Below are 21,727 nucleotides of genomic sequence, written 5' to 3' on the forward strand. Positions count from 1 at the left end.
CCTAAATACCATGGATGTCGCCCTATTATTATCTAAAATATCAGTAATTTCTGGCGTTGTCCCGCTATTGGCCGCTGCCTATAATTACAAGGGGCTGGATAGACTAATGAAAACATTGTCACTATTTTTGCTAATATCAAGTCTTTTTGATTTTGGTCAATGGTTGGCTTTCGCTTTCAAACCATATACAGGACATCCATTAAACACCAATCCATTACTTCATGTTTATGTTACAATTAGCATTATTTTCTTTGGTATTATCTACTATAATTTGTTTAGAAATTCGATACTGAAAATAATAACATTAATATTAGCAGCTTCGACAATTAGTATTGTATTGTATTATGCGAGGCATCCTTTCGATTATCCATCGGTTTCGAATACAACATCAAGTCTTTTACTAATAGTATTATCGCTTATATACTTCTATCAGCTTTTAAATCCACAAACCTTTATTCATATTGAAAAACAAGGTTTATTTTGGTTTAATTCAGGCGTGCTATTTTACTCAGCAGTCAATATCTTTTTATTTATGCTTTTTAGCAAGATACCTGATAAGGATAAAGCAGATTATTATGTTATCTTTAGCATAACTAATATTATTACGAATCTAATATACTCTGTCGCACTGCTTTGCAGGCCACAAAAAAAGGCATAAGCAGGTTTGCATATTATGATCATGTATAACAGCCCTATTTTAGAGATAACCCAAAATGGCTTAATCCCGGTACTCATCATCGGGACACTCGTAGTTGTTATATTGATCGGCTTTTTATTTTTCTTCGTGATTATTTACCAGCGGAGAATGCTTAAAAACCAAGCAGAGCTACGCGCCATGCATGATGCACGTCAAACCGACCTCATGAACGCCGTTTTTGAAACCCAGGAAAGTGAACGCAGACGCCTGGCCGAAGACCTGCACGACAGCGTAGGCCAGGTGCTTTCGGCAATCAAGCTTAACCTGCACCGGCTGGACAAAAATTGCGTGAGCGAGGTAAGCCAGCCCCTGCTGATAGATACTCGCAAACTGGCCGATGAGTGCATCCAGGAGATCAGGAACATTATACAAAATGTGCTGCCCCCTATACTTACCGACTATGGATTGCTGATTGCTGTTGAGGCGCTGTGCACCAAGGTGGAAAACAACACCCATATCAAAGTTAATTTCACTAAAAATTTTGCCGATAAGCGCTTCTCTAATGAAATTGAACTGGCACTGTACCGCATAGCTCAGGAGTTGTTTGGTAATGCTATCAAACACTCGGAAGCTACGGTGATAAACCTTAATATGGCCTTACAAGCCGGTTACCTCATTATGGAGTTTAAGGATAACGGTAAAGGCTTTAATATGGACGATGTTAAGCAGGGTTTCGGTCTTAAAAATTTACAAAGCCGCGTGCAACTCATTAATGGCGAAATAAATACGTACAGCAAACCGCTTAGCGGGGCAATCAGTATCATTAAATTAAAAGTAGCATAGTTAAAATCAATAGTCTATATTTATTGATAATTTGAATCTTGTTAACAACCTATGGGCCCAATTAAATTAGGTATAGTAGACGACCATAAAATTTTCAGAAATGGTTTAAAAGCTACCCTTGAGGATTGCGGAGGTTTTGAGCTGGTACTCGAAGCTTCGAACGGCAAAGAGCTGATAGGCTTATTGACCGACAAAACCCCCGATGTTATATTGATGGATATTAAAATGCCCGAAATGGACGGCATCCAAACCGCCACCTATGTCCATCAGCATTTTAAGGACATTAAGATCCTGGCATTATCCATGTTTAATGAAGACAAATACATTGTGGATATGATGAAAGCCGGCGCATCGGGCTACCTGCTTAAAAATGCCGAACCGGAAGAGATCATCGAGGCTGTATCAACCGTTTATAACAAAGGTTTTTATTTTAATGAACATCTCTCTATAACGCTCATCAAACAGCTGGTAGGTAACGACCACGCCGATAATATCCCCAATAACAAAACCGACCTTAACGAGCGCGAAATTGAAGTGCTTAAACTGGTTTGCCAAGAATGCTCCAACCAGGAGATAGCAGATAAAATTTTCCTGAGTGTGCGCACTGTTGAAGGTTACCGCGCAAGGCTGTTTGAAAAAACCGGATCGAAAAATTTAGTAGGGTTGGTTATTTACGCTATTAAACGCGGCATTATTAGTGTAAATTAGTCGTCAGTCCTAAGTTTTAAGCCTTAAGTCATTAATTATAAGTAAGAAGTACAAGGCCTGACCGACTTCTGACTAAAGACTTCCGGCTTAATACTTAATTACGCTGATAGCTTTTTATCGCCGGCCAGGTTGCGCATAAACCTTTTGCGGTAATTAAGCGGGCTCAGGTTCATTTTAGCTTTAAACATTTTATAAAAGTGCGATACATCGCCAAAGCCGCTCTCATAGGAGATCTCTGAAATAGGCTTATCTGTTTGCACCAGTTGCTGTATGGCATAATTAAGGCGGTACTCAATTATAGTTTCCATGAATGTTTTGCGGGTAACTTTTTTAAAGTATTTGCAAAAAGCATTCGGGGTCATATTGGCAATACCGGCCGCTTTATCTAATGATACGTGGTTTCTGAAATTTTCAACCAGGTAAGCAAATACCGGGTTAATACGCTCACGCTCGGTATTTGAGCGCTCGCCAATAATGCGGTTCTGATCGAGCAGCACGTACTCTTCTGATGAAGCCATACGGTGCAGGATCTCGAGCAAACCTATCAGCATCCTGAAATTGCTTTTCTCTTCAACCAGGCTAAGCAGCAGTTTGTTAACCTCGGCACGCGTTTCGCCATAAAATGACACCCCGCAACCGCTTTGCTGAAAAAGTTTTTTGATGAGCTGAAGCTCAAATTTGTTAAAAAACTCTTCGCCCAAAAAAGCATCATTAAATTGGATCACCACCGCGCTTGCCTCGCGAAGCACTGTTTCATTGGGTTCAAGTTTCCAGCAATGCGGCAGATTGGAACCAAGCAACACCAGATCGCCGGACGCAAAATCTTCCATGTGGCTGCCAACATAGCGTTTGCCGGTGCCGCTGATAATACATGTCAATTCATATTCTTCGTGAAAATGGTAGGGGGCATCAAATGCCAGCTTATCAAATTTCCGCACAAGAAATGACTGTGTATTTGTAGGCTGAAGAACTTCGTACGACGCTTTTATCATTGCATATTTTAACGTAAATAAAATTCTAATTCAAATTACGGATAAAATCATCCATAAATGTACCATTCATTTCATTTTTTTTCAACTAAAGTTAACCTTACTTTGAAATATAAACCTAAAAACTATGGATACACAGATCGCTCATTTACCGTCACTTGATAATTTTATAAAACTATCCAACCACAATATTAATGAATTTCGAGAAAAAGGCCATACCCTTGTACACGAAGTGCTTACAAAAGATGAAATTGCTGCCTATCGCCCCGTAATTGTTGGCGCGGCCGACAGGTACAACACCGAAAAGCGCAAACTGGACGAACGCGACACTTACGGAAAAGCCTTTTTGCAGATCATGAACCTTTGGCAGGTTGATGAAGATGTTAAAACGTTTGTAATGGCCAAACGCCTGGCCAAAATTGCCGCCGACCTGATGGGAGTTGAAAATGTACGCATTTATCATGACCAGGCGCTATTTAAAGAGCCCGGCGGCGGCCCTACCCCATGGCACCAGGACCAGTACTACTGGCCTATCGATACCAACAACACGGTAACCCTTTGGATGCCCCTGGTTGATATTGATGTAAACATGGGTATGCTGACCTTTGCCTCGGGCTCATACGTTAATGGCGCTGTATTTAACCATGAAATTTCTGACGAATCGGAATCAGCATTTGACGAGTATGTGAAAGAGAAAGGATTTGAAATAACCCGTGCCCAAACCATGAAGGCGGGCGACGCAACCTGGCACCGGGGCTTCACCATTCACAATGCTCCCGGCAACAACTCAGATAAAATGCGTGAGATCATGACTATCATTTATGTAGCCGATGGCGCCCGCGTCACCCCTTACAAAAACGAATGGCAAAAAAATGATCATCAAAAATGGCTTATGGGTAAGCCTATCGGCGGGCTGATTGATTCGGAGTTGAACCCGAAGGTGCTCTGACCCCCCTCTAAACCTCCCCCAAAGGGGGAGACTTTAAAATAGCTGTTAAAAGCCCTCTCCTTTGGAGAGGGTTGGGTGAGGTTACGCCGCCACCCAAACCGCGTCTATAAACCATTTTTTGGTATCAAAAAACTGGCCTACCGGCTGAAAGCCCGTGTTTATGGCTATCTGATCGGTTTGCATAAGGGTGAACTTTTGGGAGATCTCCATATAGATGTATTCATCCTTCTTGAAATCTATTTTTTCGTTGCCGATGCTTACCTGCTGATCTTGCAAACTAATGAGGTAGCTTTTGCAGGCTCCGGTTTCGGGATCGTAGGTTGGATAATGTTCAAACTTGCTTATATCAAAATTAGCATGCAGCTCGCGGTTAATGCGGCGTAACAGGTTGAGATTAAACTCGCGGGTAATACCATCTTTGTCATTATAAGCCGCAAGGATAACCCTGGGGTCCTTCTTCAGGTCCATACCAATTAACACCATATCCCCTTCTGATAGGTTATTCCTTAGCTCACGGCAAAACTCTATGGCCCCATCAAGTGGCATATTGCCAATGTTTGAACCTAAAAACAGCACCACTTTACGCCTTGGCGAAATAGCGGCGGCCTTTTTCAGCATCTCAAAATATTCGCCATTTAGTCCGGTGATCTTTAAGCCGGGCAAAGTTACGGGCAGGGTTATATTGAGATATGATATTACATTATCTGAGATATCAATAGGCAAATAGGTAAAATCAGCCTTTTTATCCAGCAGATATTTAAGCAGGTAAGAGGATTTTGTGGCATCACCAGCACCAAGTTCTATCAGGTCAAAAGCATCTCCATCGGCAATTAGCGCATCGCAGATTTCAGCGGTTTTTTCTGAAAAGATCTCCAGTTCGCAGTTAGTCGGATAGTATTCAGGGCAGTTCATGAGCTCCTGGAACAGCTTATCGCCATTGGCATCATAAAAATACTTTGAATTGAGGTGCTTTGGCTCCGATTGCAGCCCAGCAATAACATCGGCATAAAACTGCCTGTTTTCGGCGCTTATGTCACAATTTACGGCTGTGGGTGTAAAGGCTTGGTTCATAGATGTGGTGGTGTTTTTGTGTCAATTTACCTCGCAAGTCTTATGCCAGTAAATTGCCATCGTAAATTTGTCTGAAAAAAATTGCGATATGTTGCACGACTATGACCCGGAGGTGTAACTTCTGACGCGCCGCGCAGCACTTTCTGATTAACCATAAACTTGCCATTGTATTCGCCTATGGCACCCGGCGCCTTGGCAAAACCCGGGTAAGGAAGGTAGGAACTTTCTGTCCACTCCCAGCGGCGACCCCAGTTAAATTTCGAGGATGCCGCTTCCCATTCAAACTCCGTTGGCAATCTCAGTCCTTTCCACGATGCATAAGCGTAAGCTTCAAAATAGCTGATATGTGTAACGGGATCTTTTAAATGCAATGGCTCTAAGCCGTGATAGGTATAATTATGCCATTCATTATCTACCAAATGCCAATACAAAGGCGCTTCTGCTTTATTGGTTTTCACCCAATCCCAGCCTTCGGCATGCCAGTGCCGGAAATCATGATAACCGCCGCTGTTAATAAATTCCAGGTATTCGGCATTGTTTACCAGTTTGGGATTTATTTCATAGGCATTGAGGTATACTTTATGGCGGTTGAGTTCATTGTCAAAACAAAAGCCATCGCCGTTAAAGCCTATTTCATAAATGCCTTCATCCATGCTGATAAAAGCATCATCCTCCCCTTCATCAACATGAGGCGCTGTATAATTTTTATTATAGGCAGGAAACAACGGATTATGGCCCAGTATGAATTTAATATCGGTCATTAAAAGCTCCTGGTGCTGCTCCTCGTGGTTAAAACCGAGGATCAGTAGTTCTTTAACATCGTCACTTACGTCGCCACTTAAAAAGCCTTCCATTGCCTCATCTACGTATTTGCGATATCCATAGATTTCAATAACTGTAGGGCGGCTAAGGTTGCCGCGGTCGGTACGGATTACCCGTGCACCAACAGTTTCATAGTAGCTGTTAAAAACGTAGTTGTAATCAGGGTTATACTCCTGGTAGCCCATAAAGTAAGGCTTGAGGATAAACGTTTCAAAAAACCAGGTAACGTGACCAATGTGCCATTTAGGCGGACTAACGTCCACCACAGGCTGTACCACGTAGTCTTCGGTTTGCAAATACGAGCAAATTTTTTCTGTACGTTGGCGTACCTCTTTGTACCGGGCTATTAAATCCATCGATGTTATTTCTTATCCAAAAACTGTTTTAAGTTTGAAATTGTTTTAATCCCCAATTGCCTGGCCTGCTGTCGCCTCATCATTAAAGCGTAAGCATTGTTAAAACCAATGGGTTTAAGCCATTTTATCTGGTATTTACTTTCAAACTGTCGCTGTACGTAATTGTATGTACTATCCCTGTTTATTGTTACCTCGTTAACCGTTTTTGGCGATGCCTGTAAAATTGCCAGCAAACCCGTCCCCGTATATTCCGGATAAAAATCTATCTGGTTATTGGTTAGCGCGTCAAAGCAAATTTTGGTGCCGCCAAGGCCTGTTTTGGTTGATACCTCATGATCTGTATAACCCTTTATCAGCATGCTGTACATATTAGCCAGGATGTATTGTTCACCAAATATCTTTGAACCTATCCGCACTATACCATCGTTCCCGCCCCGTTCCGGTCGCCATAATTTATTGGCAACCAAAAAATCCTTTGCAACGCGCTCGGGGCTTTGGTGAAGATAGTCGGTACGGTAATTTAAAACCGTCATGACTGAATCATTTATTTTGCCCGAAAGCAGATTTAATGTCTGTTCAAGGTCAGGAAATTTTTTCAGGACATCATCGCGCACAATTGGCGCCGCATAGTATGGCGGAAAAATGTGCTTATCATCATCCAGTACAACCAAATCGTAAGCTTTTAGCCTGCCATCGGTTGAGTATCCGCTGATCACATCAAGCTGCTTTTCAAAGGCTGCTTTATACATTACAGCATCACTGATTACGATAGTATGGATCTTTAAGCCATATTTGCTCCTAAGGCCGAGGTCGCCGTCCTGCCTGCCCATAAATTCGGGCGTAAAACCCGCGGTAAGCTTTCCTTTTGATTTTGCCGGGATGATATAAAATAAGCATAAAACTACCAGCAATACCGGAAAAGCATATACCACCCGTTTAAGCTTTTTAAAGCTGACCTTCTGCACCATCGACAGTAATAAATCAAAAATAACAGCAAGCAAGGCCGATGGGATTGCTCCTGCCAGGATCATGTTGGTATTATTAAGTGATATCCCACCGAAAATAAACTCGCCCAAACCACCGGCTGCAATGAGCGAGGCCAGTGTTGCCACGCCAACGTTGATCACCGTAGCGGTACGGATGCCCGCAAATATTACCGGCATAGCCAGGGGCAATTCTACCTTAAACAGTATTTGCCATTTGCTCATCCCCATAGCAACAGCAGCTTCTTTAACCGACGCATCAACCCCTAAAATGCCCGTGTAGGTGTTGCGGATAATGGGTAGAAGTGCGTATAGCAATAATGCAACAATGGCTGGCTTAGGACCAATCCCTAAAAGCGGGATCATGAAACCAAGCAACGCTATACTGGGAATTGTTTGCAGTACTCCTGCAATCCCTAAAACTATGCCGGCGAATTGTTTTTTATGAACAATAAGAATGCCCAGCGGCAAGCCAACCAATACAGCTATACACAACGAAATAAAAGTAAGCCCGATATGCTGCAGTGTTTGTTCCTGCAACTTGCCGGCCTGCTGCTGCATAAACTGCCATAAAGTTTGCTGTTGCTCATTCATGGGCCTGATGGTTTTTATATTGATAAAAGGCCGTCATCAGTTGTTCAAAGCTTACAGTTTTAATCTGGTTTTGATCTTTGCTGATATTAATGGTTTCGCCGTTATTAAATTTAAAACTCTCCAGAGCTTCCCACAGGTTAATACCAGCTTCAAATGACGAGGCTTTTGCTTCTTTGTTCAATTTAGGCAGCAGCTCCCAGAGATCAATCAGTTTAATGGCCTTAAATTCCAGTTGCAGGCGCTGATGTTTTAGAAAATCCTTTACAAAATCGTTAACGGGGTTAAAAAGTAACTGGGCCGGTGTGCCCGACTGTACAATTTTCCCTTTATCCATCAGGCAGATCCTGTCGCCCAGTTCAAAAGCTTCCTGTACATCGTGCGTTACCATGATGATGGTTTTACGCTTAAGCTCATCAAGTGCCTTAAATTCGGCATGAATCTTTGAGCGGGTAACATTATCCAGCGCGCCAAAAGGCTCGTCCATCAGCAACACCGGCGGGTCCGACACCAATGCCCTTGCCAGGCCGATGCGCTGCTGCTGGCCACCGCTCAGTTCGTTAGGGTAAATATTCAGATACGAAGCGTCGAGGTGGAGTTTTTCCATTAGCTCGGCCGTGCGCTTTTCAGTTTTCTGCTTATCCCATTTTAACAAGTTAGGTACAACCGCTATATTTTGAGCAACCGTATAATGAGGAAACAAGCCGTTATTTTGCAATACGTAGCCAATTCCGCGGCGCAGGTTTTCAGGCTGCTGCTCCATGATGTTTTTATCATTCATGTAGATTGTGCCGCTTGTTGGCTCAATAAGCCGGTTGATCATTTTTAGCGTGGTGGTTTTACCGCAGCCGCTGGTGCCCAACAAAATGAGGTTCTCCTGCTCCCCAACCTCGAAAGATACCCCATCAACTGCTTTAACCCCACCAAAATATTTGCTTACCTTATCAACCTTGATCATGCGCGCCGGTTTAATCCCCAAGGGTCATGAAAAGGTTGTTCAGCGATTCGGAATACAGTGGATGGGCAAAAACACAATAGCGAATCCTGTCGTAAGTAATACCGCCTTCCATGGCCATTTGCAGCACAGTCATGATTTCTCCGCCTTCGGGGCCAAGTACGGTAGCACCTAAAATCTTTTTTGTATCGGGATCAACAATGGCTTTCATAAAACCACGTGTATCGCCGGTTTCAATAGCACGCGCCATATGGGCCATGGGCAGCTTTGCTACTTTATATTTAATCCCCAGCTTTTTTGCCCCCGTTTCATCCAAGCCGATCCTGCCCAATTGCGGATCGGTAAACATGCAATAAGGCACCGGACGGTCCTGGATGTTATAATCCGTTTTTTCGAAAAGGTTACGGTAAACAATGGTATAATCGTTATAGGAGATATGCGTAAATGCCGGGCCGCCCTTTGCATCGCCAAGTGCATAAACACCAGCGGCTGAGGTTTCCAGCTTATCGTTCACCCTGATGTTACCATGCTCATCCGTTTCAATCCCGGCGATGGGCAAATTCAAAGCCCCCGTTTGCGGTTTGCGGCCGATGGCCACCAATACATGGGTGCATTTAATTTTTCGCTCCTCTCCTTTTTGAGCTATCGTCGCTGTTATTTTGCCGCCGGCTTTTTGTTTAAACTTAACAGCCTGAGCATTATTGAGGATCTCGATTTTCTCCAGTTCGAGGATCTTTTGCATCTCTGCCGAAATATCCTCATCCTCATGCGAAACTATCCGCTCTGATTTTTCTAAAATAGTAACCTTGCTGCCAAACCGCCGAAACATTTGCCCAAATTCCAGTCCGATGTAATTTCCGCCAAGCACAAGCAGATGCTCCGGTACTTCTTCCAAATCAAGTATGGTGGTTGAGTTGAGATATTTTATCTCATTCAATCCCTCAATTTGGGGAATCAAAGGCAGCGCGCCGGGGTTTAAAAAGATAAGATCGGCAGTAATCGTTTGCTTTTTGCCGCTGTTAAGCTTAACCTCAACCGTTTTTTCGCCGGTAAAAGTCGCCTCGCCCAACACCACATCGAGGTTTTGTGTTTTTTCGGCAGATTTTAGTCCGCCATTACGCGAGCGTAATACGATATCGTCCTTACGCTTTTTTATGGCGGCAAGATCAACCGAAAACTTTTTTACCGGCACACCCAATTCATGACTTTTACCGGCCATGTAAGCCGCCTTTGCCGAAGCAACCATGGTTTTAGTAGGCGTACAGCCATCGTTAACGCAAGTACCGCCATAAAATCGTTTCTCAATTATAACGGTCTTTTTCCCGGCATTAGCCAATTTTTTGGCTAATGGGGCGCCGGCCTGACCGGCGCCTATAACAATGGCATCGTAAGTTTTCATAGTTTTATTCGGTAATTTTCACACCCTTCCAAAACGCCACATAGTTGGTAATGTTTTTTGCAGCATCTTTTGGTTCAGGATAATACCAGGCAGCATCCTGATTTTCTTTGCCGTCTACTTCGAGGGAATAATATGATGCCAGTCCCTTCCACGGGCAGGTTGTATGCACGTCGGAAGGTTTAAGGTACTCGGCCTTAACACTTTCTTTAGGGAAATAATGATTATTTTCAACAACAATAGTGTCATTGCTTTCGGCAATGACCTGGTTATTCCAGATAGCTTTCATAAAAAGATGATTGATTTATGGAATAAAGATAGCTTTAACCCGGCAAGGTTTGCAAGCCCCATCTTAATTTTTTATTTTATTTAATTGATATACAATAACTTTCATTAACAATTTGGATTTTTTTTATTCTTTATTTTAATTTTATTATTTAAACTCTATCTTTGCAATCCCAAATCAAGGGAAACAATAAAAAAGGCCCGTTCGTCTAGGGGTTAGGACAGGAGATTTTCATTCTTCAAACAGGGGTTCGATTCCCCTACGGGCTACCACAAGACACGAAACCTCAAATCGAAAGATCTGGGGTTTTTTAATACGTTATCAATCCAGCGTTTTCCGGGGTTGCGTAATTCAAATCAAGGGAAACAAAATAAAATGGCCCGTTCGTCTAGGGGTTAGGACAGGAGATTTTCATTCTTCAAACAGGGGTTCGATTCCCCTACGGGCTACGAAGCCGCTTTGCGAATGCAGGGCGGCTTTTTTATTTATTCAAATCTGAACAACTTAGAAGCAAAGCACCCTATGCCAACCACTCACCGCATACTTGCGCCGGGCTGGGTTTTTAATCCCTCTAAAAATGAGGCGTCTATACTATTGTATTTTTTACCATTCTCTCCATTCTTCGGTTATATCTTCATCCTCTGAATTGTAACCTTTGTTGTGCCCAACTGTAATAATTATATTCGCTATCGCCTCCCGTTCCCCGGTTTCAATTAAGTCCTCACCAGAATTTTCATTCAATTCGTTTAATTTTAAAACCGTAGTTTTTACAATTTGCATTCCATCTTCCTCCGATTGTGAATTTGCCATTTGAATGTTATACTCATTGAGAATTTGTACACATTTTTCTATATCCTTTTCAGTATAATTTGGGTGTGCAGACTTCATATAATCCGCCATTGATCTTTTTAATGAAGCAATCTGGGCTTCAATACTTTGATTTTCCATAGTTGAATGTTCTTTTGACTTGTTTGCCGTTTTATTTACCTGGTGATTTCGATTTGATTTACTATTGCATGAAATGACTAAAAATATCGCCATAAATATGATAATGGGCCTTATATTCATTGCTTCATTTGTTTATAAACCTAGTTTACTTTCAGTTCTTTTTTCCACTCCATAATTAAGAAAATGTATCAAAATAGCGAAAGTACTAAAGGTAATTTAAATGTTTAAAGTTCATTTTATTTGTACATGCTTGTTTAGCCCCCAACAATATCAAATCTTCTATTAGATGGTTCGAGTTTTGCACCAAGGAAATCACTATAAACCCGTGGTTCTGTTAGGATTTGAGTCAACAACAAGGCCCTCTGGGCAAAAATAATAGTGTAGCTTTAAGTCGCCAACTTGCGTAAGCCAGCTATAAAGGAGTTCGAAAACGTTCCCCTGCGGGCTACAAAGCCGCTTTGCGAAAGTAAAGCGGCTTTTTTTATTTTTGGAATCGTTGTCTCATTTCAGAAATCCACATGGAGAAGTTTCTTAAAACGCCTGATCAAATATCTGCTTTAATGCAGCATTGGTTCCTTTCTTATCATCTTAAGGATAGAGATTCTTTTTCAGGGTCTGAAGCTTTCACCTTTTTTGATCTTATACCTGAAGGTCTCCAACAGGCGCTTCTTCAGCGAGCAAATTTAGATGAGCACGAAAAGCCCGTATTCTTGCTCAATTGCGGCAATGCCGGATTTGTATTGAATACCACTCATAGATTCATAAGGATAGGCGAATGTGATCTTGATTCTATTTTTTATACAGAGTTTACGTGGCACAGTGGTTATAAATCAATAAGAATAGAAGGGGCGCCAATAGGAATTAAGTCGGATGGATATTTTGCCGAGTTCGGTTTGGAAACCCAAAGACGTGAAATTGTATATTGGCTGATCCCATCCGGAAGAGCCGGATTTGCTTTTTGGAATGTCACAAAAAAATGTGAGCTCATAGGGCGAAAGTATCTTTAACAGGTTCACTGAAAGCATCGAACTTACTTCATTCCTTCCGTTTCGAATAATGGGCGTTATTGGGGCAACAATGGGTGTATTTGCTTTGGTGCTGATGATGCTACATATCGCTATGATGGAAATTCCATTACCGGATTTAAAGATAAAGAAGGGCAGAAATAACAACAAGGAATGACAATGCGAAGTTTAGCACACATAAACTTTAAAACAACTCAGCTACATCCAACGAAAAGGCCGATTAAACCTGTCGTTAATCAGCCTTTTCGCTGGATTCTGAAACATGCAGCAGGTCTGAACCAGCCGAGCTACATTTCCTTTCCCTTAATTTTACCCCTTATAACCCGGATCAAATTCCACAATCCATTCAATGCCATACTTATCTCTGAACATACCGGCATATGTACCCCAGGGACTATCACCAATCGGCCCTTCAACTTCGCCGCCTGCTGATAATCCGTTAAATATTTTGTCGGCTTCTTCACGGCTTTCGGCGCCCGCATATATTTTAGACCTGTTTTCGTTCTCGCTTACCCGTCCCATAAATTCCGGAACATCATTGGCTATCAACACATTGTTTTTACCGAGGGGTAAACCGATGTACATTATTTTGTTTTCTTCACTTTCCGCCACCTGAAACTCAGGACCAGCCAAATCTTTAAAACGAATGATCTTGGTGAACTCACCGCCAAAAACTGATTTGTAAAAATCGAATGCTTCCTGGGCGTTGCCATTGAAGTTGATCCAGGGATTAATTGCTCTCATAATTTTTAGTTTTTAAATTGTTATGTTTTTGTTTATCTCTTCGGTTATTAATATTCATTTTACCTTATGATTTTTGCGATAAGGTTGAAAACAGATCGTCCAGGTTTTTCAGCATCAGCATCATTCCTTTGGTGAAACCATCGGTTAAGCGTTCCATTCGTTCCAGCGATTCATTATAAATGGAAATATTCACTGTTGTTATGCCATCTTGTTCGCTGAAATTATAATCCCATTCGGAGCCCGGTAATTCGGGATTTTCATCTTTGTCGGCAAAAGAATTGTATAATTGAAAATTGGTTTTAGGCGTAATAGAAGTGTATTTCTGCAACAGCCAGCGTTCTTGTCCGTCGGGGCTTATCATGGCGTAAAATCTTCGTCCCCCAACTTCAAAATTCATGTATTTGGTTTTGGAGCGCATTGGCGCGGGTGCAGCCCACTGGTCAAGTATTTCCTGTTTGGTAAAAGCATCCCATACCAGGTCAAGCCCCGCATCAAACTCGCGGGTTATAAATACCTTTTGCGCTGCTTTATCAACGGTAAAATCAAATAGCAAATCGTTGTTCATATTTTTTGTTGTTTAATTGTTGATAATACTTTGTCGAGCTGATTAAACTGCGTTTCCCAACTTTGCCTGAATTGGGCCAACCAGTTGTCGAGCTCCTGCATTTTCTTTGCATTAAAGTGATAATAAATTTCCCTGCCCGAGTGCTCTGGTTTAATGAGTTCGCATTCATGCAGTACTTTAATATGTTTGGATACTGCCTGCCGGGTCATATCAAATTTTTCGGCCATTGCATTAGGCGTTAACGCCTTGATAGCAATTAAAGTTAAAATCGCCCTGCGTGTGGGATCGGCTATGGCCTGGAATAGATCTTGTTTCATGTTAAAACGCGCAACTTTTAAGTTGCGTAAATATATATGCAACTTTTGAGTTGCGCAAATTTAATTGCGATTATCTTTTGAGTGGGGGCGAAAACTTAAAGGTCTGGATATTAGTTAAGGCAAGAAAGTTTCATCATTGAAACAAGGGGATTGATTTTATCGGGGATCGCCGAATGTTGAACAACAGTTTAATATTCAAAATATTATAAAAAGCTTAAAGCTCCTTCTCCTCGCTGGCAAGAGGATGCGACACAAAATCCAGCGAGTGGGCGTACCCGTGACTTATCAAAACTAAGAAGCCACGGGCACTCTACGCTGCATCCCAGCGATGCACACTCAGGCCAAATAGGATCTATTTCAAGCCCCTCTCGGTTACCAATCTCTCTATTTCCTTATTCCTGACCCTATTCCTCGCCGCTATCGGAATATAAACCAATGGAAGAAAGGTCAACAATCCAAACCCATTTCTGACAACGCTATAAACGGACACTCCGATTAAAAAACCAAAGATCACGGCATCCATAAGCTTACCAGACTTGACCTTCCTTGCTTCCTGTAATAATTCGTCGTTTGTTAATTCGGCTAATTCTTTTTGTTTCATTGATGTGATATCTGTTAACGGTTAAATTTTAGTAGTTGAAATTGCAGGCTACTATTTCGATTACAAGTTACTAAATAAAGGAAACTACCTGAGAAGTCACCAGTATTTTACTTCGCATCCCTGCGCCGCATACTCACTGCCGCACAATAGGTTCGAGATAGTTCCCTACAACCAGGAAAAGACTTTACGAAAGTGAAAAGTAAAGCGGTTTTAATTGGATCTTTTAGTACAGTAGCATTCGGTTGATATCGGCTTAAATATAAAGAAAACTCACCGGCAATATCTTTGTGTCGCGATCCACCCCTCAACATGTCGTTTTCACACAGTACTTACTCTTACAATACTCACCATCTTTGTATTGTCAATCAAATCGAAACAATTAAACTAACATTCCATGAAAAGAGTATTTAAGGGATCTAACGTCATCCAACCGGCATTAATAATAGCTATGCTTCTTTTTACAATATTCCAATCTAAAGGGCAACAACTTAAGCCTGCCGCCAGCGGCTATGCACCGGTTAATGGCATCAAAGTTTATTACGAAGTTTATGGCGAGGGTAAGCCTATCGTTTTGCTGCATGGCGCTTTTTATACCATTGAGTTAAACTGGGCGCAGTTAATCCCCGAACTGTCAAAAACAAGAAAGGTAATTGCCCTTGAAATGCAGGGGCACGGACATACACCATATTCGGACAGAAAATTAGACATTGCTACCCTGGCAAGTGATGTGGAAGGAGTAATGAATTACCTAAAAATTGATAGTGCCGATGTTGCAGGATATAGCATGGGAGGTTCTATAGCTTACCAGTTTGCAGTAAAAAGCCCTAAAAGGGTAAGAAAATTGGTAATCATTTCATCTACCTACAAAACTAATGGCTGGCTGCCTGTGGTAAATGGTGGTTTTAAAGGTTTCAAGCCTGAATTTTTTGACAATACTCCGTTAAAAACTGCATATGATGCAGTAGCACCCGACAAAACAAAATGGAGAAAGTTTGTAGAACAAATGATTGTTTTTGCCGGAGAGCCTTTTGATGTGGGCGATGCCAATATTGCTAAAATCACGTCGCCGGTATTGCTTATCTCGGGCGACAATGATGGCCTGGACAAAGTGGAGTTGGCAAAAACATACCAATTACTGGGCGGTGGCGTAGCTGCCGATTTAGCTCCCATGCCAAAATCACATTTAGCCATTGTACCAGCGCAAAGCCATGTGGGTTTAATGCAGCAGACCAAAACTATCTTGGATCTTCTGAATGGCTTTTTACAATAACAAAGCCGCAAAATGCAATCTGAAGATACCACCGCAGGAAAAGGAATTTTATTTACCTATAAACTATTTATAAACAAATGAGAAAAATCAGAATTTTTGAACATATCTCGCTGGATGGCGTGATAGAACATGACGGAGACTATACCTATGGCGCATGGACAACACCTTATCGCAGTCCTGCCGGGGCGGCAACCCTCCTGGAGGCATACGGACCAAACTTCGATCTACTCCTTGCCCGCCACACTTACGATATATTTAGCGGATTTTGGCCTACTGCCGGAGATTTCCCAATGGCTAATGCTATAAATGCCGCAACAAAATACATAGTAACCCACAGGCCCGACAGCCTGGAATGGGGACCGGTAAAGGGTTTGGGCGAGGACGTTATAGCGTCTATTCGCGATCTCAAATCAACCGACGGCCCCGACCTGATCGTCGTTGGAAGTTCAACGCTAACTTCTGTGTTGCTTGATCAGGGACTGGCTGACGAGGTAGTGCTCATCACCTACCCGGTGTTGCTTGGCCGGGGTAAACGCTTATTGTCGGGCACTATTGACGCCCGGGAGCTTGCTTTTGTCGACTCGAAGAGTACGCCCACCGGTTTGCTGGTCAACACTTACCGGCACGTTGGTCCGCTGAAAAAGTAACATTTCGCCAGGGGGAGAATTTCCCAATCACGCTACGAAGCCACTTTACGAAAATAGAGCGGCTTTTTTAATTACTTCCGGGAACACAGCACCTACCCTTACAAACTGACATTTGGTAAACCCTGCCAACCGCATTAATTGTTAATTTTGCAACAGATAAAAGTTTAAGAATGTCGATAACTACCGAAGACGAAAAAATTGGAATGCAGCAGGCAAGTGATGCTGTAGCCATTACGCTCAAGAGGATGCGGGAGTACGCCAAACCAGGTATCTCTACAAAAGAACTTGACGAATACGGCGGCGAATTGCTGGCACAGCTGGGAGCAAGATCTGCGCCTTTGTTAACCTACAATTTCCCGGGACATACTTGTATAAGCGTGAATGAGGAAGCAGCGCACGGCATACCTTCGGCTGATAAGATCCTTAAGGAAGGCGACCTGGTAAATATTGATGTATCGGCAGAGCTAAATGGTTACTGGGCCGATAACGGCGGGTCTTTCGTTTTAGGGCAAGATATCCATGGCTATGGCAAATTGGTGGAGGCCTCGAAAGAGATCTTAAAAAAAGCGATCAAAAACATCAAAGGCGGTGTCAGGATTTCGGAGATCGGCAGATTAATTGAAACTGAAGCCAAAAAAGCCGGCTACACGGTAATAAAAAACCTGACCGGGCATGGTGTTGGCCGCAGCTTGCACGAAGAGCCGCATGAAGTTGCCAACTTCTGCGACAGGTATAACACTGCGCGCTTTAAAAAGAATTCGGTGGTGGCGATAGAGACATTCATTTCAACACGGTCGACAATTGCCGATACTCAAGCCGATGGCTGGACATTAATTGGTAATAAAGGCGGTTTTGTTGCACAACACGAGCACACCATTATGGTAACCGGCGGTGAGGCCGTGATATTCACAGCGCAGAACGGTATTTGGGATTAATTCTTTTTAGAATAGATCAGGCAATACCCTGAAGTATTTATATTAGATAGCTACTAAGCCGCTTTACCAAACCGAGCGGCTTTTTTTGTGCGTATGCTATGACAAGCCGAGGGTATGCAGTCATTTAAAAAACGCTGCAAAGCAGAACCGTGTATTTTAGATTTAATTTATCCGTTAACCTATTATCCATTAGTATTTTATTAATTTGGAGTAGTTATTAACTTCATTCATTTGCTTGAAGCCGTATACATTCCATATTACCCTTTATGACGCTGCGTTTTTTGGGATGCTGTTTATCGGCCTCACTTTTATCCTGCTTTTATGGTTCACCAGGAAAACAAACCAGCCGGCAAACCGGTTGTTGGCGATAGCATTGGCAATTGCCGCTTTTTGGATAGTCCGGATCCTGGGCACCGATATCGGGCTGTCAACCTATATTACCAACTGGGGCCGGCTGCCGCTGCAGTTTTCGCTGGCATTTGGCCCGCTCATTTTCTTTTATGTACTTAAAATAGCCCGGCCGGAGTATAAATTCACCCGCAAGGACCTGCTGCATTTCAGCCCCTTGTTAGTCGAACAAAGCGCCTGGGCTTTAGAAGTGCTGGAAAGTATAAAAACAGGCCGGGCAACTTATGATACGCTGATATTTCAACGATTAAACCCCGTACTACAGCTATTAGCATTTATCTCGGTCATTATTTATCTATACCGGTGCCGCAAGCTGATCGAAAACTTTTACCAGGAGCTAAAATTTAACGGAGGCGACCGGTACCGGCACGAGTTAAAATGGATAAATAACCTACTGACAGGCTTCGGGTTGTTATGGCTGTTGTGGATCCCTTTTATAGCTACCGACTATTTTTATTATGATTCCCAATTGGGCATACAGTCCTATTATCCTTTGTATCTCCTGCTAATGTCCATGCTTATCTGGATGGCGGCAAGAGCATTTTTAAGACCGGAAGTTACTGCACAGGCGGATAACATACCGGTTTTAAAACCATTACTACCGACGGAGCTGAAACAAAAAGGCGTTTGGTTAAAGCGGGTTGTTAAAGAAAATAATTACTACCAGGATCCGGAGTTGAGTTTAAGTTCTTTGGCCGAAAAGCTCGGCATGCATACCCATGAATTATCACGGATCATCAATACTGTGCTCAAAAAAAGCTTCAATGATTTTATTAATGAATACCGGGTCCAGGCTGCTGCGCGGAAAATGCAGGACCCCGCTAATGATCATATCACCCTTTTAGGGATAGCGTTTGAATCGGGATTTAACTCCCAAAGTACCTTTAGCCGCATTTTCAAGCAAGTGACGGGGAAAAGCCCGCAGGAATATAAAAATAACTTAAAAAAAGAGTACCCATCTTATAAGTTGAGAAGCAATACCCAATTTGCGCCGATAGTTTTGAATCATGAAACCGCACCTAAATGGTCTCATGATAAAACAAACCGCAACTTTATGTTTAAAAATTATTTCAAAATCGCCTGGCGTAATTTAACGCGCAATAAAAGCTATGCCGCTATTAACATCACCGGCCTGTCCGTAGGTATTGCTGTTTGTATGGTGATCTTTATCATTATACAGTTTCAAACAAGCTTTGATAGTTTTCACCCAAAGAAAGACCGTGCCTATCGTGTGCTAACCGAATACCATCACGCAGAAACTGGCGATATTACCTATGGCAAAGATATCCCTTTTCCGTTGCCTTTAGGATTAAAAACGGCTTTCCCCCAAATAGAACAAGTTGCCCCAATTTTTGCAAGCCAGAATGACCAGTTGATTATCCCCGACGAAAACGGGGCTACGATAAAAATGTTTAAGGAACAACGGGGCCTGTTTTACACCAATCCATCATTCTTTAAAATTTTCAACTTCCCGCTGCTTGCCGGCTCGTACGCTTCATTAAAAGACCCTGACAACGTACTGCTTACCAAAGAGGTTGCTGAAAAGTATTTTGGCGACTGGAAATCGGCAATAGGTAAAACCATTAAATTGCAAATGGGCGGCTTTATGTTTGAGCATGGCACGGACGTATTAAGAGTGTCGGGGATCCTGGCTACCATTCCCCCAAATTCCGACTTTCAGCTCAAACTTGTTGTTAGCTTTGGGACAGGGTTTACCGGAGACTATTTAGCAAAATCTACAGATTGGAACAGAACGGTAACTGATTTTGGCTGCTATATTTTGTTACCCAAGAACCTTACTGCCGACAATTTTAATCAACAGCTGAGAGCTTATTCACAAAAGGTACAATCTTCTGATAATAAGGACAGTCATATTATACAAGCACTAAATGCTGTTCATTATGATTCACAAACAGGCAACTACAGCAACCAAACAGCCAGTCATCAGTTGCTCAATGTATTGTGGCTAATTGCCGCGTTCATCCTGCTCATTGCCTGTGTAAACTTTATCAACCTCTCTACCGCGCAGGCTGTTAACCGGGCAAAAGAGGTTGGTGTCAGAAAGGTTTTGGGGAGCAATAAATCGCAATTGCAACTCCAGTTCATTGTCGAAACATTTTTAATCGTGACGAGCGCTGTATTACTTGCAGTTGCTATTACCATACTTGCATTACCTTATATAAGCCAGTTGTTAGAATTGTCGCTTTCATTCAACATATTCAGCAATCCTTCGATTATTTTATTCCTCCTGGCTGTAGCAGTTGTTGTAACCGCATTAGCGGGTTTTTATCCTTCTATTGTTTTATCGCGTTTCAATCCTGTTAATGCTTTAAAAAGTAAACTCACGACAGATCCGGCAAAGGGAATTTCATTAAGAAGGGGCCTGGTGGTGTTTCAATTCATCATTGCGCAGGCATTGATCATCGGAACGCTCGTCATTGTAAAGCAAATGGACTATTTTATGGATCAGCCTTTGGGCTTTGATAAAGAAACAATTGTTAATATTCCGTTCCGGGTAGATAGTCTTCGAATGAGCAGGCTGAGTTATTTGAGGGACCAGTTATTATCCATAAACGGCGTACAGGCGGTATGCTACAGTTCGAACACCCCAATTGAAAACGGTAATGATACGTGGAGCGCAGTCAGGTTTGACCATGCAACAAAAGAAACAGGTTTCAAGGCGATTACCAAATTTGCCGACGAAGGCTACGTACCCACCTACAAACTAAAGTTGATAGCAGGAAGAAACCTTCAGCCCTCTCCTTTAACCCGGGAGTTTTTGGTAAACGAATCGCTTGTAAAAAGCTTAGGAATTAAAAACCCCGGGGATATATTGAACAAGGAAATCAGCATATGGGATGGTGTAATAAAATGCCCGGTTGTTGGCGTGTTAAAAGATTTTAATGACAGGTCTTTCCGGCACGGCCTTGCACCATTGCTTATCGCCACAAACATCACCATGTATAATCAGGCCGGTATAAAGCTTAAAACCACGAATGTTTTTTCGACGATGCAATCTGTTAAACAAGTATTTGAAAAAACATTTCCCAATTTTGTTTATGAATACCGATTTTTAGATGATAAGATTGCAAGTTTTTACAAACAGGAAAATCAGTTAGCCCAATTGTATAAAATTTTTGCCGCTATCGCGATACTTCTAAGCTGCCTGGGCTTGTATGGTTTAGCCTCGTTCATGGCTGTACAACGGATAAAAGAAGTCGGCATCCGCAAAGTACTTGGCGCTACGTCAGGCAGCATCGTTTATTTGTTTTCGAAAGAGTTTATCATACTCATTGCTATCGCCTTTGCCATCGCTACCCCCATTGCATGGTATTACATGCACCAGTGGCTGCAAGCTTATGTTTACCGCATCAATATCAGTTGGTGGCTATTTGCGGCGGGCGGAATGGCAGCAATTGTTATTGCACTTGCAACCATAAGTTTCCAGGCAATAGAAGCGGCGAAAGCTAATCCGGTGAAGAGTTTGAGGAGTGAATGATTAAGTGGTTCAGGTTGGCAGGCAAACAAAGATATTAAATGGATTTGGTTCAATATAATATGTTGAATTATTTACTTTTAACAAATTAAATTCTTTAAATTGATCGCATAAAGAATCTAATTAAACCCTATGCGGAACGCAGCCGCTAAACCTTAACATCAACCTCACATATCAATACAGCC

21 protein-coding genes and 2 tRNA genes are annotated in these 21,727 nt (G+C 42.3%); 11 read left to right on the forward strand and 12 right to left on the reverse strand.

Annotated elements, in window-relative coordinates; translation table 11 throughout:
- Positions 1 to 10 precede the first annotated feature (10 nt).
- The 3 genes from ACP26M_RS20810 to ACP26M_RS20820 are packed head-to-tail and all read left to right on the forward strand — an operon-like array spanning position 11 to position 2,188.
- Positions 11 to 658, forward strand: coding sequence for a hypothetical protein (locus ACP26M_RS20810; RefSeq protein WP_426582924.1), 648 nt, complete (start codon positions 11 to 13; stop codon positions 656 to 658).
- Between the two features lie 15 nt (positions 659 to 673).
- Entirely contained in the window at positions 674 to 1,480 is an 807-nt protein-coding gene (locus ACP26M_RS20815) for a sensor histidine kinase (protein WP_426582926.1), read from the forward strand.
- A 51-nt stretch (positions 1,481 to 1,531) separates the two neighbouring features.
- Positions 1,532 to 2,188: a response regulator transcription factor gene (locus ACP26M_RS20820; protein WP_090533679.1), complete on the forward strand. Its 657-nt coding sequence runs from the start codon at positions 1,532 to 1,534 to the stop codon at positions 2,186 to 2,188.
- Positions 2,189 to 2,286: 98 nt separating this feature from the next.
- Here ACP26M_RS20820 and ACP26M_RS20825 read toward each other — a convergent pair whose 3' ends face one another.
- Positions 2,287 to 3,180, reverse strand: coding sequence for an AraC family transcriptional regulator (locus ACP26M_RS20825; protein WP_373615734.1), 894 nt, complete (start codon positions 3,178 to 3,180; stop codon positions 2,287 to 2,289).
- A 124-nt stretch (positions 3,181 to 3,304) separates the two neighbouring features.
- On the opposite strand from ACP26M_RS20825, the gene ACP26M_RS20830 reads away from it, so the two are divergent.
- Entirely contained in the window at positions 3,305 to 4,126 is an 822-nt protein-coding gene (locus ACP26M_RS20830) for a phytanoyl-CoA dioxygenase family protein (protein ID WP_426582928.1), read from the forward strand.
- Between the two features lie 81 nt (positions 4,127 to 4,207).
- Here the strand turns inward: ACP26M_RS20830 and ACP26M_RS20835 are convergent, their stop codons facing one another.
- Genes ACP26M_RS20835 through ACP26M_RS20860 form a run of 6 tightly spaced genes read right to left on the reverse strand, consistent with a single transcriptional unit; the run spans position 4,208 to position 10,589 of the window.
- The gene (locus ACP26M_RS20835) at positions 4,208 to 5,197 is read right to left on the reverse strand and encodes an L-histidine N(alpha)-methyltransferase (RefSeq protein WP_426582930.1); all 990 of its coding nucleotides are present in this window, start codon (positions 5,195 to 5,197) and stop codon (positions 4,208 to 4,210) included.
- 26 nt (positions 5,198 to 5,223) lie between these two features.
- Positions 5,224 to 6,375: an ergothioneine biosynthesis protein EgtB gene (gene egtB, locus ACP26M_RS20840; RefSeq protein WP_426582932.1), complete on the reverse strand. Its 1,152-nt coding sequence runs from the start codon at positions 6,373 to 6,375 to the stop codon at positions 5,224 to 5,226.
- A 5-nt stretch (positions 6,376 to 6,380) separates the two neighbouring features.
- A complete protein-coding gene (locus ACP26M_RS20845) occupies positions 6,381 to 7,952 on the reverse strand; it encodes an ABC transporter permease/substrate-binding protein (RefSeq protein WP_426582934.1) in 1,572 nt (523 codons plus the stop codon).
- On the reverse strand, positions 7,945 to 8,907 hold the full coding sequence (locus ACP26M_RS20850; protein ID WP_426582936.1) for an ABC transporter ATP-binding protein: 963 nt from the start codon (positions 8,905 to 8,907) through the stop codon (positions 7,945 to 7,947). The genes ACP26M_RS20845 and ACP26M_RS20850 overlap by 8 nt, the downstream gene beginning before the upstream one ends.
- Positions 8,908 to 8,917: 10 nt before the next feature.
- Positions 8,918 to 10,303: a mercuric reductase gene (locus ACP26M_RS20855; protein ID WP_426582938.1), complete on the reverse strand. Its 1,386-nt coding sequence runs from the start codon at positions 10,301 to 10,303 to the stop codon at positions 8,918 to 8,920.
- Positions 10,304 to 10,307: 4 nt separating this feature from the next.
- Positions 10,308 to 10,589, reverse strand: a complete 282-nt coding sequence (locus tag ACP26M_RS20860; RefSeq protein WP_091173371.1) for a DUF427 domain-containing protein — start codon at positions 10,587 to 10,589, stop codon at positions 10,308 to 10,310.
- 194 nt (positions 10,590 to 10,783) lie between these two features.
- On the opposite strand from ACP26M_RS20860, the gene ACP26M_RS20865 reads away from it, so the two are divergent.
- Together ACP26M_RS20865 and ACP26M_RS20870 are read left to right on the forward strand one after the other, a co-directional pair.
- Positions 10,784 to 10,858: transfer RNA gene (locus tag ACP26M_RS20865), tRNA-Glu, on the forward strand.
- A 105-nt stretch (positions 10,859 to 10,963) separates the two neighbouring features.
- A tRNA-Glu gene (locus ACP26M_RS20870) sits at positions 10,964 to 11,035 on the forward strand.
- 154 nt (positions 11,036 to 11,189) lie between these two features.
- Here the strand turns inward: ACP26M_RS20870 and ACP26M_RS20875 are convergent.
- Entirely contained in the window at positions 11,190 to 11,534 is a 345-nt protein-coding gene (locus tag ACP26M_RS20875) for a hypothetical protein (RefSeq protein WP_426582941.1), read from the reverse strand.
- 518 nt (positions 11,535 to 12,052) lie between these two features.
- Between ACP26M_RS20875 and ACP26M_RS20880 the strand changes: the two genes are divergently transcribed.
- A complete protein-coding gene (locus tag ACP26M_RS20880) occupies positions 12,053 to 12,541 on the forward strand; it encodes a hypothetical protein (RefSeq protein WP_426582942.1) in 489 nt (162 codons plus the stop codon).
- A 327-nt stretch (positions 12,542 to 12,868) separates the two neighbouring features.
- On the opposite strand, the gene ACP26M_RS20885 is transcribed toward ACP26M_RS20880, so the two are convergent.
- The 4 genes from ACP26M_RS20885 to ACP26M_RS20900 form a co-directional block, all read right to left on the reverse strand.
- Positions 12,869 to 13,303: a VOC family protein gene (locus tag ACP26M_RS20885; protein WP_426582944.1), complete on the reverse strand. Its 435-nt coding sequence runs from the start codon at positions 13,301 to 13,303 to the stop codon at positions 12,869 to 12,871.
- A gap of 64 nt (positions 13,304 to 13,367) precedes the next feature.
- Positions 13,368 to 13,868: an SRPBCC family protein gene (locus tag ACP26M_RS20890; RefSeq protein WP_354485426.1), complete on the reverse strand. Its 501-nt coding sequence runs from the start codon at positions 13,866 to 13,868 to the stop codon at positions 13,368 to 13,370.
- Complete coding sequence (locus ACP26M_RS20895) at positions 13,865 to 14,185, reverse strand: ArsR/SmtB family transcription factor (RefSeq protein WP_090533654.1); 321 nt, start codon at positions 14,183 to 14,185, stop codon at positions 13,865 to 13,867. The genes ACP26M_RS20890 and ACP26M_RS20895 overlap by 4 nt, the downstream gene beginning before the upstream one ends.
- Before the next feature lie 352 nt (positions 14,186 to 14,537).
- The gene (locus tag ACP26M_RS20900; RefSeq protein ID WP_426582947.1) at positions 14,538 to 14,786 is read right to left on the reverse strand and encodes a hypothetical protein; all 249 of its coding nucleotides are present in this window, start codon (positions 14,784 to 14,786) and stop codon (positions 14,538 to 14,540) included.
- 394 nt (positions 14,787 to 15,180) lie between these two features.
- On the opposite strand from ACP26M_RS20900, the gene ACP26M_RS20905 reads away from it, so the two are divergent.
- From ACP26M_RS20905 to ACP26M_RS20920, 4 genes are all read left to right on the forward strand, one after another.
- Positions 15,181 to 16,056 carry an alpha/beta fold hydrolase gene (locus ACP26M_RS20905; protein WP_426582949.1) on the forward strand — a complete coding sequence of 292 codons (876 nt, stop codon included), beginning with the start codon at positions 15,181 to 15,183 and terminating at the stop codon, positions 16,054 to 16,056.
- Positions 16,057 to 16,133: 77 nt separating this feature from the next.
- A complete protein-coding gene (locus ACP26M_RS20910) occupies positions 16,134 to 16,703 on the forward strand; it encodes a dihydrofolate reductase family protein (protein ID WP_426582951.1) in 570 nt (189 codons plus the stop codon).
- A gap of 170 nt (positions 16,704 to 16,873) precedes the next feature.
- Positions 16,874 to 17,638, forward strand: coding sequence for a type I methionyl aminopeptidase (map, locus tag ACP26M_RS20915; protein WP_426582953.1), 765 nt, complete (start codon positions 16,874 to 16,876; stop codon positions 17,636 to 17,638).
- A 235-nt stretch (positions 17,639 to 17,873) separates the two neighbouring features.
- Entirely contained in the window at positions 17,874 to 21,545 is a 3,672-nt protein-coding gene (locus tag ACP26M_RS20920; RefSeq protein ID WP_426582955.1) for an ABC transporter permease, read from the forward strand.
- Positions 21,546 to 21,727: the final 182 nt, after the last annotated feature.

Origin of the sequence: Mucilaginibacter sp. R-33, from assembly GCF_049949235.1 — a bacterium.
In the GTDB taxonomy this organism is placed as follows: domain Bacteria; phylum Bacteroidota; class Bacteroidia; order Sphingobacteriales; family Sphingobacteriaceae; genus Mucilaginibacter.